The organism is Actinoplanes sp. NPDC000266, from assembly GCF_042899005.1.
Taxonomy (GTDB): Bacteria; Actinomycetota; Actinomycetes; order Mycobacteriales; family Micromonosporaceae; genus Actinoplanes.
Genome location: NZ_JBIAZI010000015.1, coordinates 144,573 through 159,045, shown reverse-complemented (window position 1 = coordinate 159,045; position 14,473 = coordinate 144,573). Strand labels below are relative to the sequence as shown.

Here is a 14,473-nt window from a genome sequence, read left to right as displayed (position 1 = left end):
CCCGCTGATCTTGAACCGGAGCGTGGCCGCGTGAATGACCCTCATGACAAACCCTCACCTGAAGACGAAGACCCCTCAACCAATAGGACGCCTTCAGACGAGCCATCCGCTTACTTCCCTCCGCCGCCGCGTGAGCCGATCCCACCGGGCTACGTCCCGCCGCCGCCCGCCTACCCGCCGCCGCCCGCCTACGCCCCGCCGCCCGACTGGTCGAAGGGCGCCCGCGCGGCCTATCACGCCGGCCCGTACGACCCGCTGGTCAGCGGCGACTACAGCGGCTGGTGGCAGCGCGGCATCTTCCTGCTGAGGCAGCTCTGGAAGCCGATGGCGCTGGTCCAGCTCATCGGCAACGGGCCGCTGCTGGTCCTGGGCGGCATCGCCGCCGTGCCCGTCACCTACAACGGCTTCTCCGACCAGGAGTGGATCGAGAACCCGGCCGCCACGCTGTCCGTCATCATCCCGATCATCCTGATCGCGATCCTGGTCGCCCTGATCGTCCAACTGGCGACGGTGGAGATCGCGGTCCAGCACGTCACCGGCCGCCCCGTCTCGGTAGGCGACGCCCTGCGGACCGGCCTGCGCCGGCTGCCCGCGTTCATCGGCTGGGGCATACCGGCCGGCCTGCTCATCGCGCTCGGCTCGGTCTTCTGCCTGCTGCCCGGCATCTACGTGGCCGCGGTCATGGTCACGCTGCCGGTGATCATCCTGGCCGAACGCGGCCGGGTCATCGGACGCGCCTTCGATCTGTTCCACGCCGATTTCGGCGCCTCCGCGGGCCGGGTCGCCACCCTGTTCGGCGTGCAGCTGGTCCTCGGCGTGGCCGAGGGCATCGTCGGCGTCATCGCCGGGCTCGACCCGACCGGCGTGACGGGCATCGCGGTGTCCGTCGCCTTCGCGATCGGCACCGGCGTCTTCCTGGCCCCGTTCCTGCTGACCACGTACGCCGACCTGCGCGCACGCCGTGAGCCGTTCACGACGGCCCAGCTGGCCGCCTAGGGTCTGTCCCGCCGGTCAGGCGCCGCCTGAACCACGCCGCAGCCCCGCTTGACCGGCGGGACAGACCCTAAGCCTCCTCGGGGTCGCGGCCGACCGCCGATCGGCCGCCGTCGACGGGGATGACCGCGCCGCTGATGAAGGCCGCCTGATCGGAGAGGAGGAACGCCACCGCGTCGGCGACCTCCTCGGGGCGTCCCATCCGGCCGAGCGGCTGGAGCAGGCGGATCTCGCGGTCGAACGCCGCACGCCCCTCATCGGACAGGCCGGACAGATAGGACGCCGACCGCTCGGTCGCTATCGAGCCCAGGGCCAGCGCGTTCACCCGTACACCCGAAGCACCGTAATCGACCGCGAGCGCACGCGTCAGTCCCTCGACGGCGGCCTTGGCCGTCGCATACGCGAAAGCGCCCCGCACCGGCCGTTGTCCCTGATGGGACGAGATGTTGACGATGGCGCCGCCCTCGCCACCGGCCAGGAAGGCGTGGAGCGCGGCCGCGCAACCGGTCAGCACCGGATCGAGGTTGCGGGCGATCAGGGCGCTCATCTCGGACGCCGGCGTCTCGTGCAGCCAGGCGTCGGTGAAGATCGCGGCGTTGTTCACCCAGCCCTTGAGCGGCGAAGCGGCCTCGGCGGCCCGGCGTGCCACCTCTTCGTCGCGGGCGTCACCGATGATCGGCACGATCCCGTCGCCCCCGGTGAAGGGCTCGGTCTCGATGACCACCACGGTCGCGCCGGTCGACCGGAGACGCTCGACGATCGTACGGCCGATGCCCCGCCCGCCGCCGGTGACCACATAGCTCATGCGTCCTTTATATAGAGAGAGCGCCCCGGGGGCGCTCTCTCCGCGAATCAGGGGAACTGCATGCGACGTGGGCGGGGGATGACGGGGGGAGGAAGGGGCAGGTCGTCGAGGTGGCTCCAGTTGAGCGAGCCGTTGTCGGTCGACTTGACCTCGCCGAGGCAGGCGCGGAGCAGGCCCAGGTTGGGGGCGCCCGCGAAACCGGCGATGATCACCTCGGGCCTCGGCTCCATGGCCGCGATCGCCGCGCAGATCTTGGCGACCTCGCGCTCGTCGACGGCGTCGAGCGGAAGCGGCGCCTCGGCCTGGGAACGCCGCCACGGCGGGCCGAACCGGCGGAGAAGCTCGCGGGCCAGCCGGCCGAAGGACCGCCCGACCGCCGCGTCGCGCATCGAGTCGCGGGCCGACTGCCCGTAGCACCACGGCACGACCACGTGCCCGTTGAGAACCACCAGCTGGTACACCGATTTCGGCACGCTGATGATCTCGGCGCCGGGAAGCGTGCCCAGGAAGAGCACCAATTCCTCGTACGGGAGCGGCCACCGCGGATTGGCGAGCACTCGTTCCGTAGTCTGCGTCATGGCGGGGTGCGCGTGAACCTCGCGATCGATCGCGGTGCTCAACGCCTCCGGCACCCGGGTCCACAGCTCGCCGGCAACCTTGTCGCCGAACTGTTCGACCACCCACTCGCTCGGACCGACCAGAACGTCTGGGCGCATTCGTTACCACCACCGTCCGTGTCGCTGGCGTTACTGCTGGCTAGAAGAGTTCCACTTCCGGTGATCGACTGGAAGGGTTCGCTTTGCTTGATCCCAGAAACGCCCGTGAATGAAATCGAGAGCGACGATCAAAACGTTGCTACGGCGACGGAGCAGCAGGTCGGAACCTTGCGAAACATGCAACTTGCACGGCGAACCGCGCATGCAAGTTGCATGTCGGCTTCGCAATTCGACCAGTGCGCCCAGTCAATCACCCGGATATTTCAAAGCCGTGACCAGCAGGCAAACATCCACTCACAGTGACGATCCACAGTGCTCTCACCTGCGACACCACGGCTGGACCGCAATCACCGCGCGAGAAAATGTGAACGCTCCCATTTCGGTGCCCCGGAGCAATCGAGATCAACTGATTGATCAGTTCGCGAAAAGCGCCCGGCGGCGACGGGGTCGCTAGCCGATCCACGACCGGCACGCTGTCAGATTTCCGTCAGTGCCAGCCTGAGGAGAACGCCCAAAAACTAAGACACTTCCCGCTCCCGCGCTACGGTGCCCCGGTGACATCGCACCCTTTGAGCCCGGCCGCGGAAGCCGCCACCGTCATCGACGCCGTGCTGCGTGACCTGCGCGAGGGCGCTCATCGCGGCGTCGTGGTCGACTCGCCACCGGGCGCCGGGAAGTCCACCCTCGTGGTGCGCGCGGCCGGCGAGCTGGCCGCCTCCGGCGAGCCTCTGATGATCGTGGCACAGACCAACGAGCAGGTCGACGACCTCATCGCGCGGCTCGGCGCCCGGTCGCCCGAGGTCGAGGTGGGGCGGCTCTCCGCCGTCGACTACGAGCCGAGCGAGCGGGTGCGTGACCATCCCCGGTGCCGCGTCGGCGCCAAAGTCGCCGAGCTCAACTCCCCGGCCGTCACCATCGGCACGGCCGCGAAGTGGGCGACCGTCACCGAGGGCTCCTGGCCGTGGGCGATCGTCGACGAGGCGTACCAGATGCGCTCCGACGCCCTGCTGCGCGTCGCCTCCCGCTTCGTCCGCGCCCTGTTCGTGGGCGACCCCGGCCAGCTCGATCCTTTCTCGACGGTCGAGACCGACCGCTGGACCGGCCTGTCCTGGGACCCGATGCTGAGTGCCGTCAACGTGCTGCTGCGCCACAACCCCGAGCTGCCCGTCCATCGCCTGCCGGTCTCCTGGCGCCTGCCGCACACGGCCGCACCGGTCGTCGCCGAGGCCTTCTACCCCTTCACCGGATTCCGCTCCGGCACCGGGCCGGGCGACCGCCGCCTCGCCTTCACCGAGAGAGCGGGCGACCCGCTCGACGAGGTGCTCGACGTGGCCGCCGAGACCGGCTGGGGCCTGCACGAACTGCCCGCCCGCTTCACCGTACGGACCGACGCCGAGGCCGCCTCGGCCTGCGCCACCCTGGCCGTGCGGGCTCTGACCCGGCGCGCCGTGACCTCCTCCGAGTCGGGCACCGGCCCGCTGACCGCCGACCGGATCGCCATCGGCGCCGCCCACCGCGACCAGGTCGCGGTCATCCGGTCGCTGCTGCCGCCCGAGGCGGCCGGCATCACCGTCGACACGGCCAACCGCCTCCAGGGCCGCGAGTACGACCTGACCGTCGTGCTCCACCCGCTCTCCGGCCGGCAGGACGCGACCGCGTTCCACCTGGAGTCGGGCCGGCTGTGCGTGCTCACCTCGCGCCACCGGCACGCCTGCGTCGTGGTGGCCCGGCAGGGCATCGCCGAACTGCTCGACGCCCACCCCTCAACCGAGCCGGTTCATCTGAACGTGCCCGTGAAGTTTCCCGATGGATGGGAGGCAAATCAGGCTATTCTGGCTTATTTGCATCGAGCGATGTCGCTTAGCCGACAGGGATAGCTACCGTAAGTGAATGGCGGTATTCACGACGGCCGGGTCCACGCGGGACGGTGTCTACCGGCCCATCCTGCGCCCGCGCCGGGGCGAGCTGGCGGCGCTCACCCACCTGACGCCGGGCGACGCCCTGCGGGTCATGCCGATCCTCGAGCTCGACGAAAGTCCCGGCGTCGTGGCGCTGCTCCGCGAGCTGCCGCCGCGCACCGGGGCGGTGGCCATCGACTCCAGCGACATGCGCACGCTCACCTGGCCTCGCCCGATCCGGCCTCGCCCGATCTGGCCTCGCCCGGCCTGACCTCGCCCGGGCTGACCTCGCCCGGGCTGGCCTTGCCCGGGCTGGCCTCGCCCGGCCTGGCCTCGCTCGCGCTGGCTGAGGAGCTGGCCGCCCTCGGCGTGGCCATGCTGCCGGTGCTGCGCGCCCACGAGAGCCGGCGCCGCCTGGCGGCGCACGGCCTGGCCGCCCGCATGCATCTGGGCCGGGCCGTCCTGCGACTCCAGCCGCACGTCGACGCGGCCAACCCGGCCCAGGCCGACGAGGTCACCGGCCACATGCTGCGCGGCGCGAAGCTCGAGGCCGAGGAGGTCGACCTGCTCATCGACCTGGCCGAGACGGCCTGCGTGTCACATGCCGACAAGGTCGAGGAGCAATGCCGCCGCGTGCTGCGATGGGCGCGCTCGATGCCGTGGCGCTCGGTCAGCGTCGCCTCCGGCTCGATGCCGGCCAACCTGGACGATCTGCCCACCGACCGCCCGGTCACGGTGGGCCGCCTGGACGCGCGTGTGTGGCAACGGCTGGGCGAGCCCGGCGTGGGATACGCCGATTACGGCGTCACTTCCCCGGTACGCCGGCGCGGCGTACAGCGGCATCGCCAGCTGCCCACCCTGCGCTACACCGACGACCACGACTGGTGGATCTACCGCTGGTCCCGCCGGGGCGGGCGCAGCGACGACCGCTGCCACGACCTGTGCCGCACGCTGGTCGGCTCCCCGCACTGGCCCGGATCCCGGTTCTCGTGGGGTGACGCCGAGCTGGCCCGCCGGGCCCGCACGGCCCGGGGCGGCGGAAGCTCGGCCAGCTGGATGTCGTGGAGCACGAGCCACCACATCGCCCACGTCCTGCGAACCCTCGTCGTCTGAGCCGCCGGGGCAGATTTCTGTCGTACGCTTGTTCTAATGTTGCTGACAGCCGCGTTGGCCTACGCCCGGCACGGGATTCCCGTCCTGCCGGTACACACGGCTGGCCCCGGCGGCTGTTCCTGCGACAGAGGAGCCCGATGCGATCACCCCGGCAAACACCCTCATCTGCGCCACGGCCTGACCGAGGCGACCACCGACCCACGACTGATCGACCTCTGGTGGCATCGCTGGCCGGCGGCCAACGTCGGCTTGCGCACCGGAGTCGTGATGGATGTGGCCGACGTCGACTCCGCGGAGGGCTGGCACGGCTTGTGTCATGTGCTCGGCGGCTCTTTGCCCGGCGGCCCGCTGGTGCGTACGGGCAGCGGGGGCTGGCATTTCTGGTTCCACCCGACCGGTTTCGGCAACCGGGTGCGCCTGCTGCCCGGCCTCGACTGGCGTGGCTCCGGTGGCTATGTGGTGGCCCCGCCCTCGCGCCACGTGAGCGGCGGCGACTATCGCTGGGTGCACCGCCCGGGCGACGACCTGCCGAGCGGCCCACCGGCCCTGCGCGAGCTCATCGAGGGCCCACCGCCGCCGAGTCACCGGCGGGCCCCGATCGCCCACCCCGACCGCTACGCCCGGGCCGCGCTGACCGCCGAGGCCGACCGGGTGGCCCGCGCCCCGGTCGGCGGCCGCAACGACACCCTGAACCGCGCGGCGTTCGCGCTGGGCCGCCTCGTCGGGGCGGGCCTGCTCGACGCGTCCGAGGTGACACGAGAGCTCGAGACGGCCGCTGCCTTCGCCGGGCTGCGCCGGGCCGAGACCCGCGCCACGATCCGTTCAGGCATGACCGCGGGCCGCCGCAGTCCGTTCGCGCATGAGCCGGGCCGCCGCGTGGCGTGATTGCCGCATTACCCCAAAGATGGGGTGATGACCGACGTGACTACAGCCGGGGGCCCGGCATGACCGACCGACGCCCGCTCAAGCCCTACGACGTCGAGATCTCCGTGCCGGTGGGACGTGACGAGGCCTGGGAGGCCGTCACCCGGCCCGAGGTGCTGCGCCAGTGGTTCGGGTGGGACTACGACGGGCTGGAGGCGGAGATCCGCCAGATCTTCATCGACGAGGCGACGCTCTGGGCGCCGGAGCGGATGGGCTGGGCCGACGGGTCCTCTTTGGAGGTCGCCGGCGACGACGACAGCGCCCGGATCCGGGTGGCCCGCGAGGGTTCCGGTCCGGTGGCCGAGGAGGTTTATGACGCGATCGAGGAGGGTTGGCGTGCGTTTCTGACCCAGTTGGCGTTCCTGCTGCGGGAACGCCCCGCGGGGCAGCGCCGCACGATCTACCTGACCGGCGAGACCACGGGCCGCCAGGCCTTGACGCTGGCCACCGGCGACTGGCAGCGCTTCGGCCCGCGTGTGGCCTCGACGGTCGACGGCGATGGCCACCTCGTCGTGGTGGCCGGGCATCTTCCCCTGGACGCCCCGTCCGCGGCTCGCTTCGAGGTGACCATCTCCACGTTCGGCCTGGACGACCCGGCTTTCGAGACGGTACGGGAGACCTGGGCGAAACGCTGGGCGCCGATGGCCGCCGACGCCAACCTGACCACGGCCGAGAACCCGGCGCCGAACAGCTGACCCGCCAAGAGCCGACCCGGCGCGGGCCGGCGCGGGCCGGCGCGGGCGCGGGCCGGCGGCGACATGGCGGATGGCGCGGGATGTGGGAGGGAGCGGGCCGAGGGTCGTTGACGGGGGCGTGGCCCCGGTAACGTGGCAGGTCCGACCTGCTAGCAAGCGGGGTTCTGGCCCGGGAGCGATTGGTGCTGCGCGAAGACTTGGCCGCGGGTGCGCCGAACGGTGTGATCGGCGATCCCGCGCGGCTGCGAGCGGTGGCTCGGCTGGGGCTCGGCGCGGGGGCCGATCCGGCGTTCGACCGGATCGCGGGCATCGTCGAGCGGCTCATCGACGCGCCGGTGGCCTTGGTAACTGTGCTGACCGCTGATCGGCAGCACCTTCCAGGGCAGGTGGGGCTGCCGGCGCCGTTCGCCGGGACGCGGGAGATGGGGCTCGAGCATTCGTTCAGCCGGCACGTGGTCGCGGCGGGTCAGCCCCTCATCGTCGCCGATGTACGAAATGACCCGATCATGCGGGACAACCTGTCCATTCGGGACTTGGGGGCGGTCGCCTTCGCGGGCGTGCCGCTCACCGACTCGGACGGGCTGGTGCTCGGCACGCTCGCGGTGATGGACCGTGAGACGCGGAAATGGACGTCCAGCGAGATCGCGCTCCTGGTCGAGCTGGGCGAGGTCTGCTCGTCCGAGCTGCGCCTGCGGATCGCGCGGGAGATCGCCGACGAGGCCCGCCGGCATGCCGAGTCCGCGCACGACCAGCTCATTCTGCTCGGCGAGCTGACCGACGCGCTGGCCGAGACCATGGACATCGACGCCGCGCTGACCAAGCTCGGTCACCTCGTCGCCGGACGCCTCGCCGACTGGTGCTTCATCGCGCTCGCCGACCCGTCCGGCTCGATCCGGCACATGTCGGCCGCCCACCACGACCCCGCGTACGCCGAACCGGCCGGCCGGCTGACCAGCCTGGCCCGCACCACCGACCTCAAGCCCCTGCTCCGGTCGGCGCAGCGCGCCGGCCGCCCGATCCGGCGGGACGGGGGCGTCAATCTGCTCCGGCAGCAGGCGCCGGAGCTGGCGGAGACCGCCGCCGAGCTGGGCGTCTCGTCCCTGCTCGTCGTGCCGATCACCGCGCCCGTCACCAAACGCGTCCACGGCGTCGTCCTGCTGGCCAACGACGCCACCCCGTTCACCGACGCCGCCGAGCAGACCGCGGCCGAGGTGGGCCGCCGGGCCGGCATGGCCGTCGACAACAGCCGGCTCTACGGTCACCAGCGGCACGTGGCCGAGGTCCTCCAGCAGAGCATGCTGCCCGATCTGCCCAAAGTGGACCGTATCGACCTGCACGGGCGCTATCTGCCCGCGCAGGCCGGGGCCGAGGTCGGCGGCGACTGGTACGACGCTTTCGCCCAGCCCGACGGCACGCTGATGCTCGCGGTCGGCGACGTCTCCGGCCACGACATCGAGGCCGCCGCGACCATGGGCCAGGTCCGCAACCTCGTGCGCGGCGACGCCTACGGCCGCGACGACGCGCCCGGCCCGCTGCTCGCCCAGCTCGACCGGGCCCTGCACGGCCTGCACGTGCCCGCCGCCGCCACCGCCGTCCTGGCCCGCCTGCGCCGCGACGGCGACGACTATCTGGTCTCGTTCGCCAACGCCGGCCATCCCCCGCCCCTGCTGCTGCGTCCCGACGGCGAGGTGGAGATCTGGTGGGAGATCCCCGAGCCGCTGCTGGGCCTTCTCCCCCGCGACCCGCGCACCACCCATCGCCGTCGCGTGCCGGCCGGCTCCACACTGGTCCTCTACACCGACGGCCTGGTCGAGGACCCGGCCCACCTCATCGACGAGGGCATCGCGCGCCTCCACAACGTCCTCCGCGGCGCACCCACCCGTCCCGCCGAGGAGATCTGCACAAATCTCATCAGAACGGCTCGCCGCCGCGACGATGACATCGCTCTTCTCCTGGCTCGGCTTCTTTAGAGGTACGCCTTCTCGCCGCACCCGGACGAGGCACAGCGAGGGCCACAAGTCGTTACGCTTCGGCGGCCCGGCGCCGTCGTGGTCACCCTCTCCGCCGCGGCCGCCGGGCTGTCCTGCGACGAAAGGAAGACCCCGATGGACCTCCAGCACATGCAGGAACGCGCCCTGGCCATCGCCGCTCTCTACGACCGGCACAACCTCGCGGCCGGCCGCCAGGCCTGGGGACCCGAGCAGTTCATGACCGGTTTCGTGGGCGACGTCGGCGATCTGGCCAAGCTGGTCATGGCGGCCGAGGGCCGCCGCGCCGACCAGGGCGACGACGCCCGGGACGCGCTCGGGCACGAGCTCGCCGACTGCCTGTGGTCGGTGCTGGTGCTGGCGAAGCACTACGACGTCGATCTGGGCGCCGAGTTCCAGCGCATGACCGACGGCATCGAGCGCTATCTGGCGTCAGGCGGGGCGTAGATCTTCGAGGGCCCGCTCCAGGTTGCGGCAGACCCGTTCGAAGTCGACCTTGTCCGTCGTCGAATACAGCTCGACCGGCTGGTCCCGATGGTCGGCCCGGAGTGTGTAGACCGGGCTGGCCAGCCGCAGCACGAAGACCGCGGCCACGACGGCCACGAGCACGACCACCAGGCTGACCATGTCGCTCATGACCCAGCCCACGATCACCCCGGCCAGGATCACCGTGACGGCGGCGGCCGTCAGCGCGGCGAACCGGGGGCCGCGCCGCCGCGCGCGCATGATGTTTCGAAGATCGTTCAGGTCGTACGCCGAGCCGTCCGGGGAATGCGTCACGAAGTGACTCTCGGTCACCGTCCCGGCGGGCCCGCGATAGTAGACCGTCATGAATTCGCCGAGCCCAACATCATTGTGGAGCACACAGCGTCACCTTATCGACGCCGTTCCATGATCGACAGCGTTCCGAGGGTGCGTGTTACGCGGATGTTACGGGCACCGAAGGAGAGCGTTCACTCGAGTCAAGGGTGGCGGCGGGGTGGTTGGACGGGGGGCCGCCGTGGGTCCACGGTGTGTCGGCCGGGTCGGGGAAGGCCGCACCCGGGCGGTACGCCTCGCTCAAGGTCGTCAGCAGGATCCGCTCGCCCACCGCGGGCACGCTGCCCGGCTCGGCGACCAGCTTGCGCCCCATCCCGCCGGACAGCTCGAGCAGCACGTCGCACCCGTCAGCGGTCGGCGTCACCGAGATGACCTTCGCTTTCTGCGACGGCCGGGCCGGCGACGTCAGGTTCGCGCCCGCCTCGACCCGCACCGGCTCGGTCGTGGCCACCATGATCCGCGGCCGCAGGACCGGCCGCTTGCCGGAGTCGTCGATCCGGTCGGGGTTGGCCAGCGTCACCACCCCGGCGAAGGCCGCGCCGGTCAGGCGATGCTCGGCCATGATCAGCGGGTCGTCGAAGGCGCGCTGTACCGCGTAGCGGGCGGCCGCGTTCTCCAGCCGCTGGAGGCGGGACGCGGCGGCCACCGCCCCGTCGCGGCGCGGCTGCGGGGCGCCGTCGGAGGCCAGGTGCTCGACGAAGGCCGAGTACGTGTCCCGGTCGCTGTCCCAGCGCGTGCCGACCCGCGCCCCGGCCGGCAGCGCCCGCAGCAGGTCGAGCGAGCGCCACATCCGCTCCCACGTCGGTGTCATCAGCTCGCGGATCACCTCTTCGAGCCGCGGCGACGAGTCGGCGATCAGCGGCGCCAGCACCTTGTTGTCGAACTCGGGATCGGTGGCCGGGCCGGCCACCGGCCCGTTCTCGGCCTCGCGGGCCGCCGCCGCCCCCTCCGTGATCCAGGCGAAGAGCGAACCCAGCTGGGCGTCCTCGGCCGCGCTCTGCCCGGTCGTCCAGTGCATGCCCAGCGCCTGGACCGTGTTGGCCAGCAACATCGACCCCGGCATCTCGGCCGCCGAGGCCAGGAAGGTCAGCCATTGCCCGAGCAGCGGGACGGACGGCGGCACCGGGTAGTCGCCGTCCGTACGGCGAAATCGGGTTGATCGCCCGAGAAGCCGGAGGAAGTCGGCACCGCCCGGGTTCGGCACCCAGACCTGCGGCGCGTCGACGTAGCGGTAGCGCACGTCGCGCCCCCGGTCGACCGCGACCGCCTCGGTCTCGGTGGCGAACGACTCCAGATAGGGCAGCAGCTCCCCGGCCAGCGCAGCCGTGAAGGCGAACCGCTCGTCGCGGTTGCGCGGCTGCGAGACGACGAGCAGGCGCGGCTTCTCGGCCGATGTGCCGATCATCGCGGCCAGCGGCGCGTTGGCCTCACCCGCCATCGCGAGCGGGATCAGCACCAGCGGATCGTCGCTCACGTGCAGGTGGCGGACGGTGGCGATGGGCTGCGCCCGCCCGGAGGCGAAGGCCTGCGCCCGGGCCAGCGCGACGAGCGTACTCACGCCGAAAGGGCTTCGTTGCGCAGCCGGGCCGCCGCCGCCAGCAGGGCCGCCGCCTCGGTCTGCTCCGGCGCCGGCACCACCGTGCCGGCGGCCAGCCCGAGGGCCTCGTCGACCGTCGCCACCCCGCCCAGGGCGTCGCGCACGGGCCGGCCCAGAGCGGCCGTCGACCCGGTCGCCTCGTGCCGGCAGTAGACCGACAATTCGCAGGTCGACAGACATTCCGGCGCGTACCGCGCCTCGACCGCGGCCAGCGATTCGAGCAGCGCCGGCACGGGCTGGGCCACGTCGAACGTCACCGACGGGGGCAGCTCGTCGATCAGCGACGACACCGACGCGAGCCGACTGAGCTGCCGCTTGAGGGTCGACAACTGCTTGCGTACGTCAAGAACCACGGCCGCCGGCTGGAGCGAGAAATTCTCCGGGCACACGAGAACGACCTCATGGCTGACCCGGTCGTCGCCGAGCAGCCGGCGCAGGGCGAGCACGTAGACCGCGGCCTGGACGGCCGCCGACGACACCGCGGCGCTCTCGGCCTGCCCGTCGACGATGGCGAACGACTTGATCTCGACGACCTGGAGGACCTCGCCCCGCTGAACCGCGATCAGGTCGGGCTCCAGGAAGACGGTCTGGCCGGCCACCGAGAGTGTCAGCAGCGGGTGATCGAGCAGCCCGGCGTCACCGTCGGCGAGCACGTCCCGTGTCCGTGAGTGCCGGGCGGTCAGCGTGTCGTCGCTGTCCTCGCCCAGATCCTCGTACCGGCCCTCCGGGAGGGAGAGCACCGACCGCAGCAGAGCGCAGTCATCGGCCTTGAGCATCGCCTCGAACGCGTTACCGCGAGCCAGCGCGAACCGTGACTGCCCGAAGCTGCCCGGGAAGCCGATCGTCTCGGCCAGCCGCGGCTTGTCGACACCGGAGGCGTCGAGCACGGCCCGGCGGGTGCAGCCCGGGTTGCCGGTCAGCGCGGCGATCGTCCGCGCGTTGTGCCGTTTGCGCGGCCCGGAGCCCCGCAGTTGATCTACTCGGCTCACTCGCGTCCTCGCTGGTGGGGAACGGCCGGAATCCCGTACAACAGCTGATCGGCGTCGAGGGAAACGGCGCGCGCGAGCGCCGCCGCGCGCAACGGCTCCTCGGCGGCCTGGGCCGCGCACAACGACTCCAACGCCACCCGCGCCCCGTCCGCGAGATCAACAGATTCGGGCCCATGGGGTACGTCCCGGGCCAGCTCCCGCAGCAGCCCGTGCTCGGCGGGTCCCACCGCGGCGTGACCCAGCGAGGCCCGCATACCGACGAACTCCACGACCCGGATGATCATCGCGAGCGCGGACGCCCGGCGCGCCACCGGCGTCATCAGCCGGCGCTCGAGCGGCCAGTCGGCCAGGGCGATCAGCCCCGGCACCGCCGCGAGATCGGCGTCGAGCGCCGCACACAGCCCCGCCTCGCGGTCGCGCACGAGGGCGGCGAGGGCCGGCATCGACAGATCCCCGTCGAACAGGGCCGCGTGCACCCGCGCCACGAGCCGGGCCGGTGCGGGCGCGCCGAGCAGCACCAGAGCATGCCGCGCCTGCTCACCGGCGCTGGGTAGCGTGATCGGGATCTTCATGCCGCATCTCTTCGGGGGGTGGGCCTGGATCGAGGGTAGATCTTCGTACAAAGCATCGGCACCCTGTGGACGGATCATCACCTTTCACTCCCGATAGCGATTAACTTCCGCATATCGGACGACCGGCCTGGTCCGCGCTACTTTCGGAGCATGCCTAAGGCCATCTGGAACGACGAAGTTATCGCCGAGAGCGACGACACCGTGGTTGTCGAGGGACATCACTACTTCCCGCGCGCGTCCCTGCGCGAGGATGTGCTGACGCCCTCCGACACCCACACCGTCTGCCCCTGGAAGGGCAAGGCGTCCTATTACACGCTCACGGCCGACGGGCACACCACCCCCGACGCCGTCTTCTTCTACCCCGAACCCAAACCCGACGCCAAGGCCGTACGCGATCGCGTCGCCTTCTGGAAGGACGTTCGCGTCGAAGCGTGACCGGCCGGGGGCCCGCTCACGCTCACACGATGCGCGGGTGGGCCTCCTCGATCGTGGACACCTCCAGGTAGTCCAGCATGTCCCGCTGCTCCTCCTCCTCGAGCGCGCCGAACGCCTCGTACGCGGCCTCCCGGGAGTGCTCGGTCTCGCCGGCCAGCAGCGCGATGATCCCCGACCAGGCCAGTGACACCCGGTCGAACAGCCGCGCCCGGCGCAGCGAGGTCAGCCGGGTCAGCATCGCGACCTTGGTCGCCGCGTCGTCGTCGAGCGGGATCCGGTCGGAGAGCTCGAAGAGCGCCTTGCCCCGGTAGGGGTGTTCGGCCTCGACCATCCGGGCCAGCTCCGCGTTCGACATCTGGTCGACGGCGGGCGCCGGACCGCGCCGCGGGAGCGAGGGTTTGTCACCGGGCACGACTGTCACGACCACTCTCGAATCCGTTTCCGGGCGCCTGGTGCGGCAGCGACGGCGTGTTCTGAAAGGTGGGGAAGGGCGGCGCCGCGGGCATGACCGGCGCGGGCGGCTCCGGCTCGTCCGGGAAGTTCTGGGTGAAGCTGTCCAACAGGGCCTTACCGTCCTCGGTGTCGGCGCCGACCGTCTCGTCGACGGCGGCGGTCACCCGCTCGGCCAGCGCGGCCTGTGCCCGGCGCATGGTCCGCAGGATCTCGGACGAGAGCGTCGCGCCACTGAGCTGCCGCACCCGGTCGTCGAGCCGCAGACCGGTGACGACCCCGGGCCCGGCGACCGTGACCGTGACGACCCCGTCGTCGTCCGTCGCGGTCGCGCTGAGCGTCGCGAGGCGCTCCGCGATGTTTCCACTCGGCACAGTTTGTCCTCCGTTGCCGACATTCGTGCTGTTGGCGTTCTATGAGATCACGGTGACGCAACGTCGCGCCGCACACCCCTACCCCGCCCGCCGGGCCGTCACCCG

General features: G+C 71.5%; 17 protein-coding genes. 9 read left to right on the top strand and 8 right to left on the bottom strand.

Going from position 1 to position 14,473, the window contains the following annotated elements:
- Positions 1-30 precede the first annotated feature (30 nt).
- On the top strand, positions 31-996 hold the full coding sequence (locus ACFY36_RS44655; protein WP_499752007.1) for a hypothetical protein: 966 nt from the start codon (positions 31-33) through the stop codon (positions 994-996).
- Positions 997-1,063: 67 nt separating this feature from the next.
- On the opposite strand, the gene ACFY36_RS44650 is transcribed toward ACFY36_RS44655, so the two are convergent.
- The gene (locus ACFY36_RS44650; protein WP_499752006.1) at positions 1,064-1,798 is read right to left on the bottom strand and encodes an SDR family NAD(P)-dependent oxidoreductase; all 735 of its coding nucleotides are present in this window, start codon (positions 1,796-1,798) and stop codon (positions 1,064-1,066) included.
- A gap of 47 nt (positions 1,799-1,845) precedes the next feature.
- Positions 1,846-2,514: a hypothetical protein gene (locus ACFY36_RS44645; protein ID WP_498657333.1), complete on the bottom strand. Its 669-nt coding sequence runs from the start codon at positions 2,512-2,514 to the stop codon at positions 1,846-1,848.
- 554 nt (positions 2,515-3,068) lie between these two features.
- On the opposite strand from ACFY36_RS44645, the gene ACFY36_RS44640 reads away from it, so the two are divergent.
- The 7 genes from ACFY36_RS44640 to ACFY36_RS44610 all read left to right on the top strand — a co-directional run bounded on the left by ACFY36_RS44640 (position 3,069) and on the right by ACFY36_RS44610 (position 9,579).
- Positions 3,069-4,391 (top strand): AAA family ATPase, encoded by a 1,323-nt coding sequence (locus ACFY36_RS44640; RefSeq protein WP_499752005.1) that lies wholly within the window; start codon positions 3,069-3,071, stop codon positions 4,389-4,391.
- A 13-nt stretch (positions 4,392-4,404) separates the two neighbouring features.
- Entirely contained in the window at positions 4,405-4,683 is a 279-nt protein-coding gene (locus tag ACFY36_RS44635) for a beta family protein (RefSeq protein WP_499752004.1), read from the top strand.
- A gap of 32 nt (positions 4,684-4,715) precedes the next feature.
- Positions 4,716-5,525, top strand: coding sequence for a beta family protein (locus tag ACFY36_RS44630; protein WP_499752003.1), 810 nt, complete (start codon positions 4,716-4,718; stop codon positions 5,523-5,525).
- Between the two features lie 36 nt (positions 5,526-5,561).
- On the top strand, positions 5,562-6,410 hold the full coding sequence (locus ACFY36_RS44625; protein WP_499752002.1) for a bifunctional DNA primase/polymerase: 849 nt from the start codon (positions 5,562-5,564) through the stop codon (positions 6,408-6,410).
- Positions 6,411-6,469: 59 nt separating this feature from the next.
- Positions 6,470-7,144 (top strand): SRPBCC family protein, encoded by a 675-nt coding sequence (locus ACFY36_RS44620; protein WP_499752001.1) that lies wholly within the window; start codon positions 6,470-6,472, stop codon positions 7,142-7,144.
- A 182-nt stretch (positions 7,145-7,326) separates the two neighbouring features.
- Positions 7,327-9,114, top strand: coding sequence for a SpoIIE family protein phosphatase (locus ACFY36_RS44615; RefSeq protein WP_499752000.1), 1,788 nt, complete (start codon positions 7,327-7,329; stop codon positions 9,112-9,114).
- A gap of 135 nt (positions 9,115-9,249) precedes the next feature.
- Positions 9,250-9,579, top strand: coding sequence for a nucleoside triphosphate pyrophosphohydrolase family protein (locus ACFY36_RS44610; RefSeq protein WP_499751999.1), 330 nt, complete (start codon positions 9,250-9,252; stop codon positions 9,577-9,579).
- Here the strand turns inward: ACFY36_RS44610 and ACFY36_RS44605 are convergent.
- From ACFY36_RS44605 to ACFY36_RS44590, 4 genes are all read right to left on the bottom strand, one after another.
- Complete coding sequence (locus ACFY36_RS44605) at positions 9,565-9,963, bottom strand: DUF6232 family protein (protein WP_499751998.1); 399 nt, start codon at positions 9,961-9,963, stop codon at positions 9,565-9,567. The two genes, ACFY36_RS44610 and ACFY36_RS44605, sit on opposite strands and share 15 nt — an antisense overlap.
- 88 nt (positions 9,964-10,051) lie before the next feature.
- On the bottom strand, positions 10,052-11,509 hold the full coding sequence (locus ACFY36_RS44600) for a hypothetical protein (protein ID WP_499751997.1): 1,458 nt from the start codon (positions 11,507-11,509) through the stop codon (positions 10,052-10,054).
- A complete protein-coding gene (locus ACFY36_RS44595) occupies positions 11,506-12,537 on the bottom strand; it encodes a hypothetical protein (RefSeq protein ID WP_499751996.1) in 1,032 nt (343 codons plus the stop codon). The genes ACFY36_RS44600 and ACFY36_RS44595 overlap by 4 nt, the downstream gene beginning before the upstream one ends.
- Complete coding sequence (locus ACFY36_RS44590; RefSeq protein WP_499751995.1) at positions 12,534-13,109, bottom strand: hypothetical protein; 576 nt, start codon at positions 13,107-13,109, stop codon at positions 12,534-12,536. Before ACFY36_RS44590 ends, ACFY36_RS44595 begins: the two co-directional genes overlap by 4 nt.
- Before the next feature lie 150 nt (positions 13,110-13,259).
- On the opposite strand from ACFY36_RS44590, the gene ACFY36_RS44585 reads away from it, so the two are divergent.
- Complete coding sequence (locus ACFY36_RS44585; protein ID WP_097319443.1) at positions 13,260-13,544, top strand: DUF427 domain-containing protein; 285 nt, start codon at positions 13,260-13,262, stop codon at positions 13,542-13,544.
- Positions 13,545-13,566: 22 nt separating this feature from the next.
- Here the strand turns inward: ACFY36_RS44585 and ACFY36_RS44580 are convergent, their stop codons facing one another.
- Both ACFY36_RS44580 and ACFY36_RS44575 read right to left on the bottom strand, forming a co-directional pair.
- Positions 13,567-13,965, bottom strand: coding sequence for a hypothetical protein (locus ACFY36_RS44580; protein ID WP_499751994.1), 399 nt, complete (start codon positions 13,963-13,965; stop codon positions 13,567-13,569).
- Positions 13,946-14,368 carry a YbaB/EbfC family nucleoid-associated protein gene (locus ACFY36_RS44575; RefSeq protein ID WP_498694772.1) on the bottom strand — a complete coding sequence of 141 codons (423 nt, stop codon included), beginning with the start codon at positions 14,366-14,368 and terminating at the stop codon, positions 13,946-13,948. The genes ACFY36_RS44580 and ACFY36_RS44575 overlap by 20 nt, the downstream gene beginning before the upstream one ends.
- Positions 14,369-14,473 lie beyond the last annotated feature (105 nt).

Excerpts from the sequence above, each read along its gene's own strand:
- ACFY36_RS44650 (WP_499752006.1), bottom strand. The coding sequence starts at position 1,798 with ATGAGCTATGTGGTCACCGGCGGCGGGCGGGGCATCGGCCGTACGATC.
- ACFY36_RS44645 (WP_498657333.1), bottom strand. The coding sequence starts at position 2,514 with ATGCGCCCAGACGTTCTGGTCGGTCCGAGCGAGTGGGTGGTCGAACAG.
- ACFY36_RS44635 (WP_499752004.1), top strand. The coding sequence starts at position 4,405 with ATGGCGGTATTCACGACGGCCGGGTCCACGCGGGACGGTGTCTACCGG.
- ACFY36_RS44625 (WP_499752002.1), top strand. The coding sequence starts at position 5,562 with ATGTTGCTGACAGCCGCGTTGGCCTACGCCCGGCACGGGATTCCCGTC.
- ACFY36_RS44620 (WP_499752001.1), top strand. The coding sequence starts at position 6,470 with ATGACCGACCGACGCCCGCTCAAGCCCTACGACGTCGAGATCTCCGTG.
- ACFY36_RS44610 (WP_499751999.1), top strand. The coding sequence starts at position 9,250 with ATGGACCTCCAGCACATGCAGGAACGCGCCCTGGCCATCGCCGCTCTC.
- ACFY36_RS44605 (WP_499751998.1), bottom strand. The coding sequence starts at position 9,963 with ATGACGGTCTACTATCGCGGGCCCGCCGGGACGGTGACCGAGAGTCAC.
- ACFY36_RS44590 (WP_499751995.1), bottom strand. The coding sequence starts at position 13,109 with ATGAAGATCCCGATCACGCTACCCAGCGCCGGTGAGCAGGCGCGGCAT.
- ACFY36_RS44585 (WP_097319443.1), top strand. The coding sequence starts at position 13,260 with ATGCCTAAGGCCATCTGGAACGACGAAGTTATCGCCGAGAGCGACGAC.